Here is a 23,519-nt window from a genome sequence, read left to right on the forward strand (position 1 = left end):
CCCAAACGGTTATCCATATATGATATTCTTGAACCGCTTTATGACTGATAGATTTTGATCAAATTTTTATAAAGGCTCAGAGACAGCAGCGGACATCATATACCGGTTTAAATACTGATTCTGTGGGCATGTACATATATTTACCTGACTCATCCCATTAAGGAATTTGCAATATACCGAGTATTCAAAAACATATATTTGGATTTAATCTCAAATTCTTCCAACAATACGAAAATCAACCTACTCCCTACTAATTTATATTTACAAACATCCCTCCTCCGCCTACATTAATCCTTCTATATTATATATAAACAAAACCATAATAGTACTCCCAAAACAATTATTACAACAGATCTTTAACTCATGTAATAAACATAAAAACAAAACCAATTAGTGTATAAAATGCAATTTTTTACAATAAAAGAGATCAATTTTACACCATATTCAAATGATTTTTCAAAAAAAATCAAATACATAGTTTTTTTTATAACCTTCTTTTGTACATTTAACAATGAATAAACAGAAACATATAGACTTATTATTTTGTGTAGTATGAAAAAAATTGAAGCATTGATTCGAACATCTAAATTTGAGAAAGTGCATGAATGTATAGCAGCACTGGATGTACGGTTTCTGACCTTTTATGAGGTAAAGGGTATCGGACTGGAGCATGCTAAGGAACAATCATACAGAGGGGCCTCTTTCAGCCCCGTATTTATACCCCGTACCAAATTGGAAATGGTAGTAATGGACCATCAGGTGGATCCCGTTGTCAAATGCATCATGGATCAATCTGCCACAGGAGAAATAGGAGATGGTAAAATTTTTATATCCAATATTGAAGAAGCCTACAGAATCAGAAATCAAGACAGAGGAGAGGCAGCGCTATAACAGATCGCCGAGAAACTCAAAAATTAATTAAACCTATTAATATGGAACAGGAATTATTTACAATCAATAATTTATGGATGATGGTGGCTACAATTTTAGTCTTTATCATGCATTTAGGATTTGCTTCTTTAGAAGCGGGGCTTACTAGATCAAAAAACACTATAAACATTCTTTTTAAAAACACAATCATACCAGGACTTGGCATATTAACTTATGCTTTGATCGGGTTTAATCTTATGTATCCCGGAGAGAACTATAGCGGAGCTTTCATAGGACTTTCAGGCATAGGCATCAGTTTACCCGAAAACTGGAACACTTCACTATATAACGTCGGATACACTTTCTATACCGACTTTGTGTTCCAGGCCATGTTTGCCGCCACAGCAGCGACTATAGTGTCAGGAGCAGTAGCTGAACGCATCAAACTGGGTAGTTTTATCGTGTTTTCATTACTCTATGTAGGGATATGCTATCCCATAGTAGGCATGTGGAAATGGGGAGGTGGTTTTTTGGATGCGATGGATACACCATTTTATGATTTTGCCGGGTCCACTATAGTCCATTCCGTAGGTGGATGGGGAGCATTGGTAGGAGCGTTTTTATTAGGGCCTCGTATCGGGAAATATACCAAAGAAGGTATCCGGCCAATACCCGGGCACAATATACCTATGGCTGTCATAGGTGTATTTTTATTATGGTTTGGATGGTTTGGTTTTAACGGAGGGTCTGTACTTTCTGCTGATCCAGGTCAGGTATCACGCGTATTTGTGACTACCGCACTGGCAGGAGCAGCCGGATCTATGGGAGCATTGGTAGCAGCCTATCTGGTGACAAAGACCTTCGATATTACTATGGTACTCAATGGAATACTGGCAGGACTGGTAGGCATCACAGCCGGGGCAGATGTTATGGGCCCCATCGATGCTATTATCATAGGCATAGTTGGTGGTGCATTGGTCGTAATAGCCGTAGTCTTTTTTGATAGAATTAAAATAGATGATCCGGTAGGAGCTATATCCGTGCATTTGGTATGTGGCATATGGGGAACACTAGCAGTAGGGATTTTTGGGGATTTGGCAGGCCTGCAACAGGTATACAGCCAGTTGATCGGCATCGGAGCGGTAGGTGTGTTCTGTCTTGCCTTTAGTTTCGGCACGCTATATACCATGAAAATAACAGGTGGTATAAGGGTACATGCCAAAGAAGAAGTGGAAGGATTAGATGTACATGAACATAGCATGCAGGCATACCCGGATTTTGCCTCTAAAAATTAGATTCTTTGACCATTTTAAGATTTAGAGAAAGCTTTATCCTATAGGTGCGCTGTATCATAGACAGGGCACCTAAGCTTTCTTTCCAATATAAAAGCCCCTTATTCAATTTTTGACTTTGAAAACCAGTATAGGAAGTACCCATATCCATAAATTTCTTTTGATGGAATACCACTGTTCCCAGATGGTATAACAAAAGATCTAGAGCATGTAGTTTTTTGCCTTTAGGGGTAGCCGCTATGTATTGTGTTTTAACTACCTGGGGAGTTTCGAATATGGTAATGCCTGCCAGTAGTTCATTTGAATGATATATATTAAATTGTCTGATATGACCTGGATTTTGTTTACTCAAATGTGATATTTCCTCTAAACTATGAACTGGACAAGAATTATGTTCAATCATCAGATTTGGTATCAGCACTTCTTTCCAATAAAGCTCAAAAGATTGGGTTTCTTCTATTTTCAATTCCGCCTTCTGTGCCTTTTTTAGGCCCCATCTCCTACCGTGGCTCCATGTAGCTACATTCATTGGCAGTGTAATCACAGAAGTATACGCTCGCCTCACATCTATTTTACACTCTTTAGTCAAATGCCATAACACGTCCTCCCCCATGTTCATATAGAAATCAGGTACCGGCCGTATCTGTAACCAAACAAAACCATATGTATGAGCATAATGACATACAGCCTTGATTACTTGTTTGATTTTATCCCTTGATAATTTGGAACAAAAAATAATGCCTCCATATGTCAACCCATCATGAGATAAAAGAGTGTCCCATTTTTCATGGGCTGGTAGGACCGCTACCAACTCATGATCGACATGTATCATTAAGGAATGATCAGTAAAAAGATGCTTGTGGTAATCCATATAATCCCTGAGGTGCATAAAGGTCCCATTGGCAGACTGCATTATAAATCTGTTCCATTTGGCGCTGTATGTATCATTATATCTATTTACCTTGATATTCATAAATCAGAAGTAATGCAATGTAATAAACCCATATACATCAGGAGAAGATATACGATTATGTTACCCTCAAATACCTGTTTCGGCACAAACATTCATCAGGTTTATATGAATGAATATATATGATATTCTTCCATTACTTTACAAATGTAAGACTGTCTTAAGATACTTATATAGATTCTTATTTAAACACTTTGGCCAAGAATCCGCTTTGTTTTATATACAATATAAAGCGTATAATCTTAAATTTTTATCCAATCCCAAAAATCTAAAATGCTCCTAGCCAAAAAAGTACCTGTCTTTTATCTCATACGGAAAGTTCGGTATGATTTAATGTACGTGATCATCGTGGCCATAATAGTTCATGGATTGACAAGACAATTATACCCTTATTTACCAGAAATGCCACTTGGGATACCCACATTTCTTGGTACAGCGATATCTGTCCTATTGTCGTTCAAGATGGCACAGTCTTATGATAGATGGTGGGAAGCACGAAAAATATGGGGCGCTATAGTCAATGATTCCAGGAGCTTGGTAATACAGCTGCAAACTTTTCTTTTAAAAGAAAATACTGAAAAAACAATTCGTACCATGGCTTATCGCCAGATTGCCTGGTGCTATTGTTTAGGACAGAGCTTAAGAGAGCTTGATCCACTGGCCAATATGAAGACATATCTCAGTCCGGAAGATTATGAAAAAATAGCAAAACATAATAATAAACCACTCGCCATCATGCAGTTAAATGCAGAAGAAATGAAAAAGTTCCGGAAAGCCAACGAAATAGATGGATTTACTCATATGCAGATCAATAGTACGCTAAGTAGACTGATCGATTCTATGGGAATGGCTGAAAGAATCAATAATACCATATTCCCTGTAACCTATAAGATGTTTTTGCATTTTTCAATATACATATTTGTGATTATACTTTCCATAGCATTAAGAAACGTAGATATTTACTATGAAATCCCTCTTCTGGTAGCGCTGTCATTAGTTTTCTTTTTACTGGAAAAGACTGCTACACATCTACAGGACCCTTTCATGAACAGACCCAGTGATATCTCCGTTACCTCTATAGCGAGAACGATAGAAATCAATATCAAGCAGCTGATCGGAGAAAAAGATATACCACCACCGATAGCGCCCGAGAAGTTTTATATTATGTAATTTTGAATATAAAACTACTATACGGAGGCAAGCTATCTAATTAAAGGAAGGAAATGAGCGGTTTGTAAAAAGCATGTGAGCTGACAGGTAATTTTCCATGCAGGTCGGCCATACTCGGCGGACCGTTTTTGCTATAGTACTAATCTGTTTGGTCACTAGGATCTGTGCCGAACTGATCTTTTTTTTTCAATCAATTATAATATTAAAAAATAATATCCCCGAATCTTTTCACCCTTTTACCAGTTTTTAGCTAGGCCCATTTACATTACTACTATGGCCGATGTATTCCGGAAGATTCCCGGTGGATATACTGTACGGGCAGTTCAATCTTTTCTATAACCATCTCCCCTTTTAGCTGGGTTAAAATAACTTCCATCAGCTTGTTAGCCATTTCCTCTATAGGCTGTGAGATAGCTGATATAGGGGGATCATATAATTTAAAAAGATCATTATCATCAAATGCTATAACAGCAATATCCGTAGGGATTATTTTATGATGAGATTTTAGCGCAGACAGCCCACTGATAGTTAGGTAATTAGTTGAAAAAAATAACGCATCTAATGTAGGTTTCTCCTCTGCTATAAATGTAGAAATAGTATGTGCTACTCTATCTGTACCTATATCGCTGTAGGGAATCGTCTGTAAATGCAAAGAAAGTCCATGGTCTTTTATTGCCTTTTCATACCCCAGATACCTATCCATCATTTGTGTTTGCTTGGATTCTAAAGTAACAAACCCTATGTTTTTATATCCGTTAAATATGAGTTTACTAATAGCAATAGAAGTGGCTTCATTATTATTGATCACCACATGGCTGACATCTAAATTAGGAAAATATCTGTCAAATAATACTACAGGAAGACCTTCTTCCATCAATCCTTTAATATCTTCTTCTAATCCATCCGGAGCTGTAATAATATAGCCATCTACCTGGCGGCCCTTAAAAACCTGGATCAGCTCTTGAGCTTTCTTGATATCATTCTCTGTACTACAATAGATAATCTTATACCCTGTGGCGTACGCCTTTTCTTCAAGTTTCCTGGCGATACTGGAATAAAAATAATTTGATATATCTTCCACCATGAATACCAGAATCTTTGATTTCCCTGTTCTGAGACTCTGGGCCAATTGACTGGGTTGGTAACCTACCTTTTCTATATGGTCAAGTACCTTTTTGGTAAGCTTTTCACTTATCCTATTTTCTTTGGCCTTCCCATTCAAAATAAATGAAACAGTGGTAATGGATATTTTTAACTGAGCAGCTACATCCTTTATAGATAATTTTTGTTTTGCCATAGGTAATGCAAATTAATGATTTTTTTTGCAGGAAATGTTCCTAAAAATAAACTTTAACCCTCTTATCCTATCTAATCTGATCATATGTCTATATTATTACTAGAAAAGAATAAATAATTCATTAAGTAGAAGTAGCAAAGAACATTCAGGCTATTCGATTAAATAAGGTAAATTATGAAGTCAGATCAAAAAAAAGGTAATGATTATGGCCTCAGAATTTACTGAGGCCATATTATTTTTTAATTTTTATCATTTTTTTCCGGGACTACCCAGTAATATATAGTATGGACATAACCATTATCAGTTTCTATCTTTTTTACCTGTTCCGGCGTCCAATCCCCCATATCATAATTATGCGATACTATCCTGGTCCCCGGCTTAAGATTCAAAATTTTGGGACGCAATTTCATATTTACCTGGGGCAATAAATAAAGAGTGAGGACAGTTGCTTCACTAAAATCCATTTCAAATAAATTTCCTTCTATAAAGGTTACTTTGTCCGTAACATTTGCATTTTTGGCATTGGCATTGGCTTCCTCTATCCTAAGGGGATTTATATCCACACCTACACCTCTTGTACCAAATTTTTTTGCTGCTGTAATAGGTATTCTGCCATCTCCGGATCCTAAATCATACAGTACATCCTCCCCTGAAACATTTGCCATCTTAAGCATTTCATCTACCACCACCTCTTTGGTAGGTACATAAGGAACATCCAATGCTACAGATTGCCCAAAAGAATACGCAGTGAATCCGAGTAAAAAGCTAAGAAGCATTACTAATCTGTTTAATTTTTCCATTGTTTTTTTATTTTAGTTTATGAAATTATTTTACTAATGATAATATTGGATTAATGAGCATTTTTTTCAAACCTTCTTTTAGAAAGAAATAATAAAAGCAATGCACCAATGAACAAAACACCAATCCCCACCAAAGCTCCAAGTCCGGTATATATAATACTGGAGTATAATAAGTAAGCACTGGTAAGGCAAAATATAATCGGAGTAATAGGATACAAAGGAACTCTAAATGGAATTGGCCTTTCCGGGTTTTGACTTCTCAACACAAATAGTGAAACCCCTACCAGCAAAAAGAAAAACCAAAAAACGGGAGCTGTATATTCCACTATAGCTTCAAACCCATCACGGGATAGCAGGCCTAGGCTTACCAAACCCAATGCAATCAAACCCTGTATGAGAAAGGCGTTTACAGGGGAGGATTTACGGTGGTCCCATTTTCCCAATACAGCAAAAAGTGGAAAATCTCTACCCAATGCATAATTTGATCGGGCTCCTGTAAAAATAGTCGCATTAGCCGAAGTTAAAGCCGCAACTGCCACTAGGATCACGATGAACCATACCCCCATATTCCCAAAAGTGTCCATCATAAGATCGCTCGCTACCGCATTGGATTCGGCCATTCGCTGTAGACCCAAAACTTTTAAAAATGAAAGATTGATCAGAAAATAAATGGATGTAATGACAAATATTCCCAATATAAATGCCTTTACCATTTTCTTACTGCCCGCCTGTAGTTCAGCAGATATATAAGCGGCTTCATTCCAGCCCCCAAAGGTAAGGAGCACAAACACCATCGCCAGTCCAAAAGCATTTCCTGTCACATTTTCTTCTCCCGACATGGCAAATAATTCGACGGGCTCGGAAGAAAAAATCAAACCTGATACAATAATTACTATTATTCCTACTACTTCAATGGCTGTCAAAAACTTCTGAACTCCAGACCCCATTTTCACTCCTAAAATATTTATGGCAGTTAAGCTTATAATTGCAAAACTGGCATAAATTATAGATGAAAATTGACCTAAGTTTAAAAGTTGGGAAGCATAATCCCCAAATATGTAAGCCAATAAAGCTATGGATCCAGACTGGACCACACTCATTCGCGACCAGGCAAACAAAAAAGCTATATGATTGCCATATGCTTTGCGAAGAAAATGATAATCACCCCCTGTATTTGGATAGGTAGTCGTAAGTTCTGCATAACACATAGCACCGACCAAAGATATCAATCCTCCCAATACCCATGTGGACATAAACATCACCCCATTTGCTGTATTAGCCGCAACTAAAGAAGGCACTCTAAAAATGCCTGCTCCTATTACTATACCTACTATTAATGCAATAACATCTATGGTGGAAAGAACTTTTTCAGGTCGCTTTGGCCTCTCGTCATCATGACCTTTTGGGTAGGTACCTGAATGCATATGACCTAGCTTTTCTGTTTTATCCATGTGTTCTACAATAACCTTATGTATTAACTTATCCTATGATTTTTGGTTATAAAAAATTGTTTGATTAATATCAACCTGATAATATACTGATAAAATATGGGATAAAACAACTTAAAATAAACATATAAATATTAAGGAAGTTATCTAATAAACCATTAGGATTCTCTCATGTAGTTAATAAATGAAATTTTACATGATTGGACGTAATGATCACTTTAAACCTCAATTATAATGGATTATATGTTTTTTGATACTTGGGAAAGTCTGCTTAGAACCTTTATCATCACGGTATTAGCTTATTTTTCATTGATACTGATGTTAAGGTTATCAGGAAAAAGAACATTATCTAAAATGAATGCATTTGATTTTACCGTAACAGTAGCTTTAGGATCCACTTTAGCAGCAGTATCATTAAACAAGGAAATACCTTTAGCGGATGGAGCTTTGGCATTAGGCCTTCTGATATCGCTTCAGTTTTTTATTACATGGCTGTCTGTACGGATAAATTTCGTTAAAAGCATCATTACAAGTACCCCATCATTGATTTTGTACAAAGGGGAAATGCTAGATAGAGCTTTGAGAAGAGAAAGGATAACTTCAGAAGAAGTATTAGCTAAAGCCAGGGAACAAGGCTACAGCGCTTTGATCGAAATAGATGCTATGATACTGGAAACTACAGGAGAAATCACCATAGTTCCGCATATAGATCATGAAGAGGCCGGAACGCTAAAGCTTGTAAAAAATTTTGACAAACATCAGAGCTGAAAGTTTATCATTCTAGCATAAAATATGTATGATCAAGGCGCCATAGATACCAATTATTCACTATATATAAATCACATATCTCATGAAAGATGAAGGAAAATACAGAGGGATTTATCAGGACGAAGACAGTGATGATAAGCTGAAAAAAAAGCCGGAAAAAATCACTGATCCACTAGAAGATGAAGCCCAGCAGGATGACTCCAGTTCCAGGGATCTTGACACACCCCAACAGCCCAAAAAACCGAATAAATAAAGTTATATGGAGAAAAAAACCATAGCTGATAATCACGACATCAAGAATGCACTGGATACAATCAAGGAATATTGTAAGAAGAATAATGAAACACTATCTGTAGCAGAAAGCGTGTCTTCTGGTGCATTACAGTTACTGTTCAGTTCAGAAGAAGAGGCAGGACTCTTTTACGAAGGTGGCATGACAGTATACAGTTTGGACCAAAAGGAATCACTATTAGGTATTTCCAAAGAAATAACCCAACCCTGCCAAGGCGTATCCAGTGAAATAGCAGAAAACCTGGCCAAAAATATTTGTAAGTTGTATAAAACAAATATAGGGATGGGGCTGACTGGATTTGCTTCACCCTTTCCAGAAAAAAATATATATGAACTTTTCGCTTATGGAGCTGCCTATAGAAATGGGAAACTTATATTTTGTGAAAAAATCGAAAGCAAAAAAGAAACGCCTGAAGAAAAAAGAGAAGATTATGCGAAAATAGTCATTAAAAAATTTGCCGCTTTTTTAAAAGAAAAGGGATGAAGTCACACATTTCATCCCTTTTGCTAATGTATAAATGTCAGTTTAGCTATTCAAATTGGTTTACCATTTCAATATAAAATATACTGCCTTTTGATGGTTTACTTTCTACCCAGATTTCCCCACCCATAACATCTACTTGCGTTTTGGTTAGAAATAAACCGAAGCCTTTGGCATCAGGATTATCATGAAAAACCTTCCTGATTTTAAAGATTTTGTTTTTATATTTTTTCAGATCGATGCCCATACCATTGTCTTCTACTGAAAGTATAATTGACTTATTTTTTCTCACTGACTTGATTTTTATGGCAGGTGTTCTATCGGAAGATTTATATTTAAGTGCATTGCTGATTAGATTATGGAGGATACTGGAAATGTATTTTGGAGGATATTTGATAATGGGCGCGCTGGAAAAATCCAGCTCTATAGCTGCATTTAAAGTCGTAACTTGTCCCTCAAAACATTCAAGTTGTTTTTTCACCAAAGGTTCCAAGGGAATTTCTTCCGAGATGATCTCAAGATCCTGCCTTATCTGTAAAGATTCTACCAATTCATCAAATGTTTCATGTAAATTATTGATGACTGGTTTAAGCTTTGATATAAAAAGCTGCCTATCTCCTTCATTTTCACTTTCCTCTATAGCATCCACCAGCATAGACATATTAGCCAGAGGGGACCGAAGGTTATGTGAGACTATATTACAGAAATCTACCAGCTGCGTATTTTGATATTCCAAAAGATCCTGACTTTCCTGGATTGCTTTTTCTGCTTTTTTTCTGTCACTTATATCCAATACGATAGCCATCATTACATCTCCTAGGTCCTGCTCTATCCTCTGAAGATGTATTTCAACTGGATACGTTGATTTATCTTTTCTGCGATGAACAGTTTCAAACACCAATCTTTCCTGTTTCCCATTCAAAAGAGGGTGAACCAATTTTAAGTAATCTTCTTTTGTAAATTCGGGTTTAATATCTATTGGAGTCATGTTCAGCATTTCATCCATCGTATAACCCATATTAGTCAAAGCACCTATGTTTAGAAATTCAAATTTAAATGTTTTGGAATTAAACAAATAAATTTCATCCCGACTGTGTTTGATCACATGGAGCAGCCTCGCATTTTCAGCTTCTATCCGTTTTTTTTCTGTAAGGTCATGCAGTATGCCGATCAGTCCCAGAGCAATTCTATCTTCATTATAGACCATTTCTCCCTGAGCATAGAGATATTTTACATCTCCGGTTTCATTTAATATCCGGAAAGATATATTTATACCTTTATCCAGTGGGGCCTTACATTCTAGAAGTTCCATTACCCATTTTCTATCTCCTGGGTGAAGCATATTTTTTAAAATGGACCATGATGGTATGGTACCTTCTGGTAGGCTTAATATGGTATTGACTTCGTCAGACCAACCTAGCCTCTCAGACATGGGGTCATAGTTCCAAATACCGATCCTGGGAAGGATCCTGTCTTCATCATGAAGCAGATGAGAATACAGCCTGTCTGTATCCAGTAAGGAAGTGTGGCTTTGGTTCAGTAAAATACATTGATCGTAAATGCGCGATTTAAAATTTTTGTGAAACTCTTTTTCGGCTTGCTTAAAAAAAGTATAATAATTATCCTTTAAACTTTTGTCTGTTCCTGCTATGTAATTAAACATTATATTGTTCTCAATTCTCATCTACCCTAGAATTATAAAACCCATGCCAAAACAACAACCAAGGAATAATTATATTAAAAAACAGAATAAACCAATATGACTAACATTTTACCTAATTTGAAAAACAATTTTACAATTAGGTAAAAACCTAGAAAAATACCGCTTAAACAGCAAACAAAACATAACAGTGACATTAATATACAACCTGTGGAATTCCGTGATTAATATATTTTATTATTCACGTTACAGAGAGTCTCCAAAAGTTTTCTGACTTCTAAATGTGACTTTAAATTGTACTGGGCCCGTGTAAAATCATAACCTACCCTGATGGTTATAGCATTATCCGAAAGATCCCGGAAAGTATCCTCATCTGTCCAATTGTCCCCAATTACCAATACAAAATCAGCGCTTTCATTTTCCAAATACTCTATTATAGCCTTGCTTTTACTAGCCTCAGGCCTTTTTATCTCCAATGCCCTATTTCCTTCCAAAACTTCTAATTTAAGCCCCCGGGCCATATATTTGAGGTGGCTGAACAGCTCTCTCTTCCGCAAGTTACCTAACCCACTTTCCACTTTCCTGTAATGCCAAACAATAGAATGTTCTTTTTCTTCAATAAACGCTCCTGGTGTCCTTTCTACATAGTCATCCATCTGGATTCTAAAACTGGATTTCCAGTCATTACTGATATCCAGTTGGGTAGCCCAATTATTATCCATCCCATGATTTTTCTTTACAAAAACACCATGTTCGGCGATCATATTTAATTTATAGCCTTCCAGCCATTTATCCATAGTCATCTTATCCCTACCGCTGATAATGACGATATTGGCCTTTTCACAAAGGCTATCTAATATTTCTAATAATTTAGGATCAGGAAAAGCTTCATCTGGCTGGCTGGTATACCCTACCAATGCTCCATCATAATCCAAAAACACAATAGGATGCTCAGCTTCTTCAAATCTAGTTTGGATAGTCTCTAGATCTTTACCTATAAGTTCTCTGGAATGAAGGCTTTGTTGCAACGTTTTGACATGTTTAAGCCTATTGATATAGATTCTTGCCCATTGGTAAATAGAATATTTTTGCACTGTATATTGCATGCGCCTCATTCTTTTTTGTTTTTCCTCCAAAGGCATGTTCAAAGCTTCAAAAATAGCCCGGCATACTGATTTTTTGTCGTTTGGGTTTATAATAATAGCTTCCTGTAATTCTTTACTGGCTCCTGTCATTTCAGAAAGAATCAATACACCATCTTCTTTGGTCCGGCTGGCTATATATTCTTTACTGATAAAATTCATGCCTTCCCTAAGGGTACTTACCAATGCTATATCCGCCAATCTATAAAAAGCAACATTTTCTTCAAAACTAAATTTTCTATAGAAATAGTGGATTGGCACCCAGTCTAAAGTTGAGTATTTGCTATTGATACGGCCTACCAAAGTATCTATTTCTTCTTTAAGCGCCCTATATTTTTTCACCGTAGTCCTAGAAGGCGCCACTAACAGTAAAAGAGATATCTTTTCAACATAAGCTGGGTAGGTATCCAAAAATAATTCAAATGCCTTTATCCTTTCAGGTATCCCTTTAGTATAATCCAATCTGTCACAGCTTAGGATGAATGTTTGCTTGTGATGGTCTTCTCTAAAAGTCCTCAGTAGATTTTCTGTTTCATCGCATTTGGCAGCTTTTTGAAGTTTCTCATAGTCTATCCCCATAGGAAATGAATCCACATTAATCAGTCTGCTGTCAGTATGAATAAATCCTGCTTCATCTGTATGTCCTAATATTCTACCTATAGAACTGAGAAAATGCCTCATATCATCATAGATATGAAAACCTATCAGATCGGCACCACACATTCCTCGCAAAACTTCCTGTCTCCAGGGCAACATTCTGAATATTTCATATGATGGAAATGGCGTATGCTGGAAAAAACCTATTGTAAGATCAGGCATTCTCTTTCTTAACATTTCCGGAAGCAAGAGCAATTGATAATCATGGATCCAAACTGTATCTTCCGGTTTGGCTTTTTTTAAGATGGCATCGCAGAATTTACGGTTTACCGCTACATAAGCGTCCCAGTTGTTTTCATTATAATTTATATATTGAGTAAAAGAATGAAAGGTAGGCCAAAGTGTCTCATTACAAAAACCACCATGATAACGGTCTATTTCCTCTTGGGTAAGAAATACAGGATGCATTTTTTTTGCACTTAATTCGAGAATAAGGGATGCCCTAATCTCTGATTCTTTGATTTCCGCACCTGGCCAAGCTATCCATAAGTCGCCTTGCTTTTCGAAGAGTGGGTACAGCCCCGATGCCACTTCACCTGAACTTGCTGTAAAATGAAATTTACCCTCATGATAATTGCCATTTATAGGCAGCCGGTGTGAAACAAATATCGTTTTTCCCATGGTAAATTCTGACGATCCCAATTTTAAATACTGTAAATTAATAAAAAGACAACCAGGTTTAATTCCTATTTTAATAAATATGAATTTACAGATTTATTTTTAATTTAATATAATTATTTATATAATAAAATCATAATTATCTCTGTTTCTAATGTCTGAATAAACAAAAAAAAGCCTGAACGACGTCAGGCTTTTTATTTCTTACAATTCATGCTGATTTTCAGGCCTGTATACCAAATCTAATTTTACTGGAGGTAAATCTGACAGGGATGGCCCGGCTATCGCCTTTCCGTCACAGTCAAACCTACTCCCATGGCAGCCACAGTCCCATGTCTGATCAGAATCATTCCACTGTACTATACATTTCATGTGTGGGCATACGGGAGTCACAGAATGAATTTTGTGGTTATGGTCCATGCTCACCCCTACTGTCTGATCATTAATCTTGATGATTATGCCTTTTCCAGATGTCAACTCATGTAGCTGCTCATTATCCAAGGATATCCGGTCTCCTACCAGGTGCTCCAAAGCGTTGAAATTTTCCTTCAATATGAACGGAATAGCATTGAACTCAACTCTGGCAGGATTAAATATATGCTGTAAATGATGGTGACCATCGGAAATTAAACTGGAAATCACCATGGCTGAGATAGTACCAAATGTTAATCCATCCCCTGAAAACCCGGTGGCGATATAAGAATTTACGCCTAAAGGATTTTTTCCTATATATGGAAGATGACTTGCCGGTTCAAAAAACATATCAGACCATGCATAATGTATCTTATCTATTCCAAATTTAAAATGAATATATTCTTCCAGCTTTTCAAGTTGCTTTTTCTGATCGTTTTTCTTACCTGTTTTGGAATCAGAGCCTCCTATCAGATAGCACCTTTCACCACCTACCTGACAGGGACGTATATAATGGTATGGACTGTCAAAATCATAATAAAGACTTTCTTTAATTTCTGCCTTTGGTTTTACCACCATTGCATAGGAATTATAGGGGATCATCTCCATTTGAACCGGATTTATATTCATAGGTGTATGAGTGGCATGTACCATATGATCTGCTATTACAAAAAAATCACCTATTCTGACATTCCATTTATTCTTAATGTATTCATAATCTTTCACCGGTGAATTTTCAAATACCTTTCCACCTGCAGCTTGAAATGCTTCAGCCAGCCCCTGTACATACCCCATGCCATCTATCATACCCTGTCCAGATATACTGAAACTGGAAAGTGAACCTTTCAATGAAAGATCCGGAAGCTCCTTGATAGGAATGCCTACTTGAAGCATCGCCTCTTTTTCCTTTTCCAAAGTTTCAATTTGCTCGACACGGTCCGCGAAATAAGTAGCAGGCAATACTTCATAATTAGCGGCCTGTATATCATGCATTTGGATAAGATTTTCTATAAGCTTTCTGGCTTTTATTGTGGCCATGGCTACTTCGGTAGCTTTTTCTAACCCTTCTTTTTTGATCAGTTTGTGATAATAAAAATCTATAGCAGAAGTGACATGCCCTGTAGTATAGCCTGTAGTTCCTGACCCCACTTGGTTTCTTTCTACCAAAATGACCTTATGACCATTCTTTTGAAGTAATATGGCTGTGGTCAATCCTGTGATTCCTCCTCCTACGACGCAAACATCAGCATCCAGATTACTGGAAATGGATGGATAACCTGTTTGATTTTTTTTTGATGTCCAAAGTGAATTGCGCTCTTTAATCATAATGATCTAATTTTTAAATGGTAATTATATTTGCTTTTACCTGGGACTTTTAAGACCTAAGGCTAAAATTGTCCTACATTTAGGGTTATAATTTTGAAACTTATCAGCCAAACTTTGTACCTATTCACGTTTTTATCCATTTCTTTTAAAAAATGGCGTTTGGATATACCTTAAATACCCTATTTAACACTAAAGAGAATTATAATATCAAAAAACAACAACAGACTGTATCTCTCTTACCTCATTACGTAACACTTTTTTATATCAAAAAAAAAATCTTTTCACCTAATACCAAAAAATATATTTGAGAGGAGCTTATAATATATTTTTTTATCAGTTTATACCTACTTAATTCCTATCAGAAAGTTAAGGAGCAAACCTATCTCTACCCCAAACCATCAAAAGTAATCCGGGAAGTAACTTATTTTTACCAAAATAAAGATATAAAGAAATCAATGGTATCTTTTTGGTATTTAAATAAACTTATTAAAAATGATATATCTATGATATTTGAAGACCATCCATCCCCCAAAAAATTAAGTGATCAGGATAATCCGGATTTTATCAATTATTTCTTAGAAGAGCTTAAGGGAGTTTTTGGCACCGAAAAAGAACTGTTAGAGTTACTAGGCCGATTCCAAAAACAAGCATTCGGACAAGAATTTATTAAAATTCTTGTAAAATACTCACAGCATACCATCAGTAATGTAGAGCGGTTAGAAAATATTTTTGTATTGGCAGATGTACCTATTGCCGCCAGTTATTCTAATACCCTTAAGGGTATGACCGAAGATGGTAAAGAGGCAACTTTATCTAATGAACCATCATTAATTAAAGATCTGAAATTGGCTACACTCATGGCCCAATTTAATTATTTAAACATCTCACAATATACCCAACTTCATTCTTTGTCCTACAGAATGCAATTAGAAGACATTACAGGACTGTTTTTTATCAATCTTCAGGAGGAAAAAAAGATGTGCGATCATTTATCTAGCTGTATCATCAAGGAGGTAATAAATAAATTTCCTGGACTTGGCAGCCACTATTAGGTACCCTATCATAGTAGAAATTTAGAAATGCCTTCTACATTCAAAAAATTCTATATCTCAATCATCAAGCTTAAAGCCTCCTTAATTTAAATTATTTATATGCCATATTGATCTACCTGCCTTAAATCCCCGGACTACAAATACTATATATTCAGAGGCTATAAAACTGGAAATGAAAATAATGATAACAGACCATTCCCAGATAAGTTATACAGCTGTACCGTATGAACGAAATATTTTAACTTAAACCAGTTACACTATGGAAATTTTCCTAAAAGCTAAACATTGGCAGATATTTCTTTTTATAGTAGGTATTCCTATACTTATAGAATTATTAGATACTATAATCATTATAGCAGGAAAGGGCGAAGAATTCACTTTCCGGGCTGTGTTAAGGTTTTTGCTTATTATACCTTTTCTAACATTCTATTTTTGGATTTATTCTGTGGGGTATTTATTAAATAAAAAAATTAAAGGAAAACTTAACACCAAGTCTGGATATTTTGGCCTAGCTGTATGGACCTCGGCTTTTTCTTTATTTTTTTTATCGATTTTCGTTTTTTTTATTTGGGATGATTGGGAACAGCTCATGATCGAAAATAATTTTACATATGTAATATTTGGTGTTGTAGTTTTTCTTGCCTTAGCGACCTTATTGACAGCCCTGAGTTTTATTGCCAAAACCTTGGTTCGAGCAGAGCGAAATGCCGAAGTAAACTCTTCGGATTTCTATGGTGAATTTGTCATGACTTTATTTTTCCCTATAGGCATTTGGATATTACAGCCCCGTATTAATAAAATTTACGCTAAATAAACACCATCAGAATAATTGGGAACGACAGAAAAAATTTTAGTGACAGGTGCCAGCGGCTCATTAGGGCTGGAAGTGTCCAAGGCCTTACATGCTATGGGACATCCTATCAGGGCAATGATAAACAGTATAGCAGAAATAGATAAATTACTTCCCTACACCCAGGATATTGTCATCGCAGATGCTCGAAATCATGAACAGTTACTGGGTATATGTGACGGTATTACTATCCTCATATCGACTGTAGGCAAAAGTGTCAGTTTATTTAAATCCGATCCGGGCACATATGATACGATAGATTATCAAGGTAATCTTAATATTCTGAGAGAAGCTGAAAAGAGTGGTGTATCACGGGTTATTTTCACATCCATAATGGGATGTGGAGAAACAAATCGGTTAAAATTAGCTAAAGTACATTATGATGTAGAGAGATATATAGAAGGTAAATTTAAAGATTTCACCATATTTAGACCCACCGGTTTTTTTTCAGGTTTAAATGACCTGATCATACTTGGTAAAAGAGGTATAATACCTGTTATAGGCAGGGGTAATTTTAATACTAATTCAATCCATCAGGCCGATCTTGCTCTGGCCATCACTAGCAGATTGACTGGTGGGCAAAAAATAATAGAAATCGGCGGTCCGCAGATCCACACAAGATTGGAAATGGCCAAGATGATCAAAGAAAAAACAGGGGGAAGAATAGTTCACCTTTCACCGAATTTTGCAAAAGCATCAATATCCCTAATATGGCCAATTAAACCCAGTCTTTATCATAATATGGACTATTACCGCTATGTGACTACTAGGGACATGACCGGCGGACTACATGGCAACCATAGTTTTAAAGATTATCTGGACAATTTAAACCTAGATGATCTACCTTAATAAAACCGTTAGACCTACTATGAGATAACATAATGGTCTTAAAAGAAGTTATTCATCATTACTAATAAACCAATTTTTAATTTAAACTTTTATAATCATGGAGAATGGAAATATTATCGGAAAAAAAGTATGGGCCATAGCAGAAGGATATATACCCTCTGGAAGCACAGGCCCTAAACCAGACTTTGAAAGCCATGATACGCTATGTGTATTAAACACATCTGACCAGACCGCAAATCTTGAAGTCACCATTTACTTTGAAGATAAAGATCCTGTAGGCCCTTATAAAATGTCCGTGCCGCCTCAAAGGACAAAGCATTTCCGGTTTAACGAATTTAAGGACCCAGAAGAAGTCCCAAGAGATACCGATTATGCCAGCAAGATCGTATCTGATATCCCTGTGGTAATTCAGTATACACGTTTGGATTCCCGGCAGGCTGAAAATGCCATCTTTACTACAATTGCATATTCATAACCTATGAAAAACACTTGGTATAAAGATTCCATAGTATATGGAGTCGATATAAAATTATTTCAAGATTCTAATGACAATGGATATGGGGATATTAGAGGCCTTATGTCCCGAATGGATTATATAATAGATTTAGGTATAAACACGCTTTGGCTCCAACCATTTTACCCCTCCCCCCTCCGTGATTTCGGCTATGATATTTCTGATTTTCTAGGCATAGATCCCCGACTGGGAAACATGGATGATTTCTTAAACCTAATCAAATTATGCGATGAAAACCGGATTAGGGTAATCATAGATTTAGTAATCAACCATACCTCAGTAGACCATCCATGGTTTATCCAGGCTAAATCGGACAAGGATAGTCCCTATCGCAACTATTATATATGGAGGGACGAAGAACCGGAAAATGAAGAGAAGAAGGTTATGTTTGAAGGTGTAGAAGATAGTGTGTGGGAATATGTTGCAGAAACGAGTTCTTTCTATTTGCACAGCTACTATAAGGAGCAGGCTGATCTTAACATCGCCAGCCTACAGGTAAGGGAAGAAGTATTTAAAGTTATTAAATTCTGGTTGAACTTGGGAGTATCTGGATTTCGTATAGATGCTGCGCACGCCCTTACCGATACTGTATCCAATGATCAAACCACCAAGAATAATCTAAACGAATTTTTAGACGAAATAAGAAAATACACCGAAAACATCAATCCGGATGCTATTCTTCTGGCCGAAGCAGATGTAGATCCCAAAGATATCCAAGACTATTTTGGTAAAGGGGACCGGATGCACATGCTATTTAATTTCTTCTCCAATCAATATAATTTCCTCGCAATGGCAAGGAATTCTGGTGAAGCCTTAGTAAAAGGGCTAGAGCTTACAAAGCATGTTCAATGTAAACACTACCTGAACTTTGTTCGCCATCATGATGAACTTAATATCAACCAGCTTGATTCCGACGAGCAAAAAGATGTTCTGGAAAAATTCGCACCAGATGAAAAAATGAGAATATATGGACACGGGGGCATTAAAAGGCAGCTGGTGCCTATGATGGAGAATGACATAAAAAAAATAAAACTGATGTATGTCAGCATATTCGGCCTGCCCGGTTCTCCTTTGATACATTTTGGAGAGGAAATTGGTATGGGCGAAGATCTTAACAGGAAATTGCGATCAGCCGTCCGAATACCCATGCAATGGTCCGATCAAATGCACGGAGGATTTTCTAAAGCCCCAATAGATAAATTAAACCATAAACCATTGTCCAATGGTGATTACAGTTATTCATATGTGAACGTAGAAAAGCAAGTAGATGATCCTGCATCACTTTTGTCCTTCATGAAAAGTTTGATTAAAAAGAGAAAAAGCTGTACTGAAATAGGTCATGGTACATGGGATACCCTTTCTTTGGAAAATGACAAATTACTGGCCATCGTCTACCAGGTTGAGGAAAGTAAATTACTCGTAATCTGTAATTTTTCTTCTAAAAAGGAAAAAGGAAAATTAGGCTCCATCATGGAAAATGACGATTTAGTGGACCTACTATCTGATAGCGAGTATAAAAAACCCTCCAAATCTATAGAAGTGAATGGATATGGGTATAGGTGGATCAAAGTAGTAAACCAAGAGAAAATAATCTAAATCCTAAAACAAAACTGGATTAAAAAAAAAATATTTAGATCACATTATTTATAATTCAATGAAATCGAGCATGACGCAGAACGTCACACATTGAGATGACTGTAAAAAAGCTCGATTCCATCCCTTTTTCTTCATCACGAGACAATTTATGACCATTAAAACCAATTATAAACAGATGAAATAATATGCTAAAGCTAGGCTACCATGTATCACACGAACAGTTTTCTCCATCCAGCCTTCTGGGTTTGGTGGAAAAAGCCGAGGAGGGAGGGTTTCAATTTGCATTGTCTTCAGACCATTTTTATCCTTGGAACGAAGCTCAGGGACAGTCTGGATTTGCCTGGTCATGGCTGGGAGCAGCTATGTCACGCACTTCTTTTCCTATAGGAGTAGTGACCTGTCCATATCACCGTTATAACCCCGCCATTATCGCCCAAGCTGCGGCTACTTTACTTGATATGTTTCCGGATAGGTTTTTTATGTCAGTAGGGAGTGGGCAGATGCTTAACGAAGGAATAATAGATAAAATTTGGCCTACAAAAGGGGAAAGAAATAAGGCTCTGGAAGATGCTGTTATGGTAATGAAAAAATTATGGGATGGTGAGGAGGTATATTATTCAGGCCATTTTAATGTGGTCCAGGCTAAGCTTTACACCCGTCCTTCAAAGCCTCCTGAAATACTGGGAGCAGCCATTACTCCCATTACGGCAAAGTTCGTATCTTCCTGGGCTGATGGATTGATTACCATTAATAAACCTATGAAGGAAATGGAAGAAATGGTGGATGCATATATAAGTGCAGGAGGTAAAAAAGATGCTATGGTCCTTAAATTACAGGTATCTTATGATCCAGACAGAGAAATCGCCCAAAAAACAGCCTTTGAACAGTGGAAAACAAACATATTTGGTAGTGATCTTCTGGCACAGATTAGAACACCTAAACAGTTTGAACAAGCAGCGGAATATGTTAGGCCTGAAGATCTACATGACCATGTACATATAGGAAATAATTCGGACTATTTCATAGAAATCATAAAATCCTATCAAGCACTGGGATTTGAAAGGATTTCAATCCATAATGTCAATAAAATGCAGGAACCTTTTATAAATTTTTTCTCCAAAGAAGTCCTTCCTTATTGTGATTAGTTTTATCCATATCATAAGATAAAATTAAAAGAGGTGGATTATTACCCACCTCTTTTAATGCTTTTGATAGTTTATGCAGGCACAGTATCCTTAGCTCCTCTTTGCCAATGCCTATAAACGGCGAGCGCTTTTTCATATTTCTCTAGGAAACCTTTATCCAAAGTTTCCCCTCCTACGACACCTTTTTCTTCCCAAGATTCAGAAGCTCCTTCGTATGCGGTGATAAGGTTCTTCAGCGCTGTTTGTGAAAGCAGCTTCTGGCCTTTACCTATAGTAGCTATACTTTTACAGTGTTTATACACCTCATTTATAAAATGAATGGTTTCTCCGTTTTCTACCTGTCTGGCTATGCTATCTTCTCCATCCACTATTACTATACTGTCATAAAGTACAGATGCTGTAGTAATATATGACTTATCTACCTTTATGCCATCTAAATCACCAAATTTGGAAGCTACTACTTCAGCCATGGCGCCTTTTGAAATAAGCCATTCTTTAAGTGCTTTAATGGTAGCTGTATTTGCTCCGTTTTCAGCTAGTATACCTACCTTTCTCCCCTGAATACTATCGGCTTTTTTCATCTTTTCCATACTTAAAGCGGGAGAGTCTTTAGCTATTAGCCTGCCTTTCCAAATGCGATCTACAAATTCCGCCTGTTCTTTTTGGAGTACTTCTACTTTGTCAGGAGATAGCGGTGCTACCCCTATACCTCCTGCCACTCTGTTAGCCAGATCACTATCGATCCTAGCAAAATGTTCTACCACTCGCTCACGTATAGCCATTTCTGTTACTTTTCCCAGTTCAAACCAAGCCGCTTCTACGATATGCTGTTTCTCCACAGCCGTCATGCTGTTCCAGAAAAGGGTGGCCTGTGAATAAAAATCTTTAAATCCTTCAGACCTTTCTCTAGTCTTAACACCTGAAACCGGTTCTGGATAATGGACATACCCTCCTTCGCTAGCAGGTGCCATCATGGGGCAGCCAGTTGCTCTAGAATTGGGGAAATAATTTACCTTACCTGTGTTTCCTCGTCTATGGAATCCTTCCTGCTGGTTGTTATTTACCGGTTTCTTAGGACTGTTGATAGGTATCTCTGCAAAATTGGGTCCTCCCAGTCTCAGCAGTTGCGTATCCAAATATGAAAACAACCTCCCCTGAAGTAAGGGATCATTAGTAAGGTCTATACCTGGCACTAAATGTCCAGGATGAAAGGCTACTTGTTCTGTTTCATTGAAAAAATTATCTGGATTTCTATTTAGGGTCATTTTTCCGGCTTTCACTAAAGGGACCATTTCCTCTGGCCAGATTTTGGTGGCATCTAGTATATCAAAGCCAAATTTATGTTCATCTTCTTCAGGCAGAATTTGTAAGCATAATTCATATTCTGGATAGTTGCCCATTTCTATTGATTCCCAAAGATCCCTTCTATTAAAATCAGCATCTTTTCCGGCTATCTTCTGGGTTTCATCCCAAACGAAAGATGCCATGTCTTTGGTAGGTTTCCAGTGGAATTTTACAAAATGGCTTTTACCTTCTTCATTGATCAAACGGAAAGTATGAACCCCAAATCCTTCCATGGTAGAATAACTACGAGGTAGCGCCCTATCTGACAACACCCACATGATCATATGCATAGATTCTGGCATCAAGGATATAAAATCCCAAAACGAATCGTGAGCTGCAGAAGCCTGTGGCATTTCGTTATGTGGTTCCGGTTTAATAGCATGTACTAAATCGGGAAACTTTATTCCGTCCTGAATAAAAAACACTGGCATATTATTGCCCACTAAGTCATAATTACCTTCATCCGTATAAAATTTGGTGGCAAATCCCCGTACATCCCTTACAGCATCCGCCGATCCCCTAAAACCAACTACGGTAGAAAATCTTACAAAAACATCTGTACTCTTTCCGGCTTTCAGAAAAGAAGCTTTAGTATACTTTTCCAATCCACCATAAGCTTCGAATATTCCATGCGCAGCAGAACCACGGGCATGAACTACTCTTTCAGGGATTCTTTCATGATCGAAATGTGTCATTTTCTCCCTGAAGTGATGATCGTCCATAATCAAAGGTCCCCTTTGACCGGCACGCAATCCATCATCGGTATGGTTAACCCTTTGACCTTGATTGGTAGTCAAGTATTTTTCCTCTTCATTATTGTAATTGTGCTCATTATCCATAATAAATCCCTTTTATTAAATAGTAAAACATCATATTTGACAAAGTGTATTCCAATTATCTAATATTTGATACGATTTATCTTATTTATATCTATTTTAAAGTATATGGTTCTTTTATGAAAACAGTAA

The 23,519-nt window shown here is 36.8% G+C and carries 20 protein-coding genes; 12 read left to right on the forward strand and 8 right to left on the reverse strand.

What is annotated here, in order from left to right; all coding sequences use genetic code 11:
* Positions 1-552 precede the first annotated feature (552 nt).
* Complete coding sequence (locus tag EL17_RS03445) at positions 553-891, forward strand: P-II family nitrogen regulator (protein ID WP_035070111.1); 339 nt, start codon at positions 553-555, stop codon at positions 889-891.
* 41 nt (positions 892-932) lie between these two features.
* Positions 933-2,165: an ammonium transporter gene (locus EL17_RS03450; RefSeq protein WP_035070113.1), complete on the forward strand. Its 1,233-nt coding sequence runs from the start codon at positions 933-935 to the stop codon at positions 2,163-2,165.
* Here the strand turns inward: EL17_RS03450 and EL17_RS03455 are convergent.
* A complete protein-coding gene (locus EL17_RS03455; protein ID WP_051719791.1) occupies positions 2,155-3,135 on the reverse strand; it encodes a hypothetical protein in 981 nt (326 codons plus the stop codon). The two genes, EL17_RS03450 and EL17_RS03455, sit on opposite strands and share 11 nt — an antisense overlap.
* 270 nt (positions 3,136-3,405) lie before the next feature.
* Between EL17_RS03455 and EL17_RS03460 the strand changes: the two genes are divergently transcribed.
* Positions 3,406-4,302 carry a bestrophin family protein gene (locus tag EL17_RS03460; protein ID WP_035070115.1) on the forward strand — a complete coding sequence of 299 codons (897 nt, stop codon included), beginning with the start codon at positions 3,406-3,408 and terminating at the stop codon, positions 4,300-4,302.
* 271 nt (positions 4,303-4,573) lie between these two features.
* Here the strand turns inward: EL17_RS03460 and EL17_RS03465 are convergent, their stop codons facing one another.
* The 3 genes from EL17_RS03465 to EL17_RS03475 all read right to left on the reverse strand — a co-directional run bounded on the left by EL17_RS03465 (position 4,574) and on the right by EL17_RS03475 (position 7,850).
* Positions 4,574-5,599 (reverse strand): LacI family DNA-binding transcriptional regulator, encoded by a 1,026-nt coding sequence (locus EL17_RS03465; RefSeq protein WP_035070117.1) that lies wholly within the window; start codon positions 5,597-5,599, stop codon positions 4,574-4,576.
* A 239-nt stretch (positions 5,600-5,838) separates the two neighbouring features.
* On the reverse strand, positions 5,839-6,399 hold the full coding sequence (locus EL17_RS03470) for a class I SAM-dependent methyltransferase (protein ID WP_035070119.1): 561 nt from the start codon (positions 6,397-6,399) through the stop codon (positions 5,839-5,841).
* A gap of 50 nt (positions 6,400-6,449) precedes the next feature.
* Positions 6,450-7,850, reverse strand: a complete 1,401-nt coding sequence (locus EL17_RS03475) for an APC family permease (protein WP_205623528.1) — start codon at positions 7,848-7,850, stop codon at positions 6,450-6,452.
* Positions 7,851-8,081: 231 nt separating this feature from the next.
* Between EL17_RS03475 and EL17_RS03480 the strand changes: the two genes are divergently transcribed.
* From EL17_RS03480 to EL17_RS03485, 3 genes are all read left to right on the forward strand, one after another.
* Positions 8,082-8,615, forward strand: a complete 534-nt coding sequence (locus EL17_RS03480; RefSeq protein ID WP_035070121.1) for a DUF421 domain-containing protein — start codon at positions 8,082-8,084, stop codon at positions 8,613-8,615.
* Between the two features lie 82 nt (positions 8,616-8,697).
* On the forward strand, positions 8,698-8,868 hold the full coding sequence (locus EL17_RS23415) for a hypothetical protein (RefSeq protein WP_164674940.1): 171 nt from the start codon (positions 8,698-8,700) through the stop codon (positions 8,866-8,868).
* A 6-nt stretch (positions 8,869-8,874) separates the two neighbouring features.
* Positions 8,875-9,390, forward strand: coding sequence for a CinA family protein (locus EL17_RS03485; protein WP_051719792.1), 516 nt, complete (start codon positions 8,875-8,877; stop codon positions 9,388-9,390).
* 46 nt (positions 9,391-9,436) lie between these two features.
* On the opposite strand, the gene EL17_RS03490 is transcribed toward EL17_RS03485, so the two are convergent.
* From EL17_RS03490 to EL17_RS03500, 3 genes are all read right to left on the reverse strand, one after another.
* Positions 9,437-11,071: a sensor histidine kinase gene (locus EL17_RS03490; protein WP_084166105.1), complete on the reverse strand. Its 1,635-nt coding sequence runs from the start codon at positions 11,069-11,071 to the stop codon at positions 9,437-9,439.
* A gap of 200 nt (positions 11,072-11,271) precedes the next feature.
* Positions 11,272-13,467 carry a bifunctional alpha,alpha-trehalose-phosphate synthase (UDP-forming)/trehalose-phosphatase gene (locus EL17_RS03495; RefSeq protein ID WP_035070128.1) on the reverse strand — a complete coding sequence of 732 codons (2,196 nt, stop codon included), beginning with the start codon at positions 13,465-13,467 and terminating at the stop codon, positions 11,272-11,274.
* Between the two features lie 201 nt (positions 13,468-13,668).
* A complete protein-coding gene (locus EL17_RS03500; RefSeq protein ID WP_035070131.1) occupies positions 13,669-15,201 on the reverse strand; it encodes an FAD-dependent oxidoreductase in 1,533 nt (510 codons plus the stop codon).
* 503 nt (positions 15,202-15,704) lie between these two features.
* Here EL17_RS03500 and EL17_RS03505 point away from each other — a divergent pair.
* From EL17_RS03505 to EL17_RS03530, 6 genes are all read left to right on the forward strand, one after another.
* Positions 15,705-16,253, forward strand: coding sequence for a DUF892 family protein (locus tag EL17_RS03505; RefSeq protein ID WP_164674941.1), 549 nt, complete (start codon positions 15,705-15,707; stop codon positions 16,251-16,253).
* Positions 16,254-16,512: 259 nt separating this feature from the next.
* Entirely contained in the window at positions 16,513-17,067 is a 555-nt protein-coding gene (locus EL17_RS03510; protein WP_035070138.1) for a hypothetical protein, read from the forward strand.
* Between the two features lie 15 nt (positions 17,068-17,082).
* Positions 17,083-17,952: an SDR family oxidoreductase gene (locus EL17_RS03515; RefSeq protein ID WP_035070141.1), complete on the forward strand. Its 870-nt coding sequence runs from the start codon at positions 17,083-17,085 to the stop codon at positions 17,950-17,952.
* A gap of 97 nt (positions 17,953-18,049) precedes the next feature.
* Positions 18,050-18,427 carry a sensory rhodopsin transducer gene (locus EL17_RS03520; protein ID WP_205623529.1) on the forward strand — a complete coding sequence of 126 codons (378 nt, stop codon included), beginning with the start codon at positions 18,050-18,052 and terminating at the stop codon, positions 18,425-18,427.
* Positions 18,428-18,430: 3 nt separating this feature from the next.
* Entirely contained in the window at positions 18,431-20,062 is a 1,632-nt protein-coding gene (locus EL17_RS03525) for an alpha-amylase family glycosyl hydrolase (RefSeq protein WP_035070143.1), read from the forward strand.
* 185 nt (positions 20,063-20,247) lie between these two features.
* Positions 20,248-21,207, forward strand: a complete 960-nt coding sequence (locus EL17_RS03530; protein WP_035070145.1) for a TIGR03885 family FMN-dependent LLM class oxidoreductase — start codon at positions 20,248-20,250, stop codon at positions 21,205-21,207.
* A gap of 71 nt (positions 21,208-21,278) precedes the next feature.
* Here the strand turns inward: EL17_RS03530 and EL17_RS03535 are convergent, their stop codons facing one another.
* Positions 21,279-23,390, reverse strand: a complete 2,112-nt coding sequence (locus EL17_RS03535; protein WP_051719793.1) for a catalase — start codon at positions 23,388-23,390, stop codon at positions 21,279-21,281.
* Positions 23,391-23,519 lie beyond the last annotated feature (129 nt).

The sequence above is a fragment of the Anditalea andensis genome (assembly GCF_000714815.1).
Taxonomy (GTDB): domain Bacteria; phylum Bacteroidota; class Bacteroidia; order Cytophagales; family Cyclobacteriaceae; genus Anditalea; species Anditalea andensis.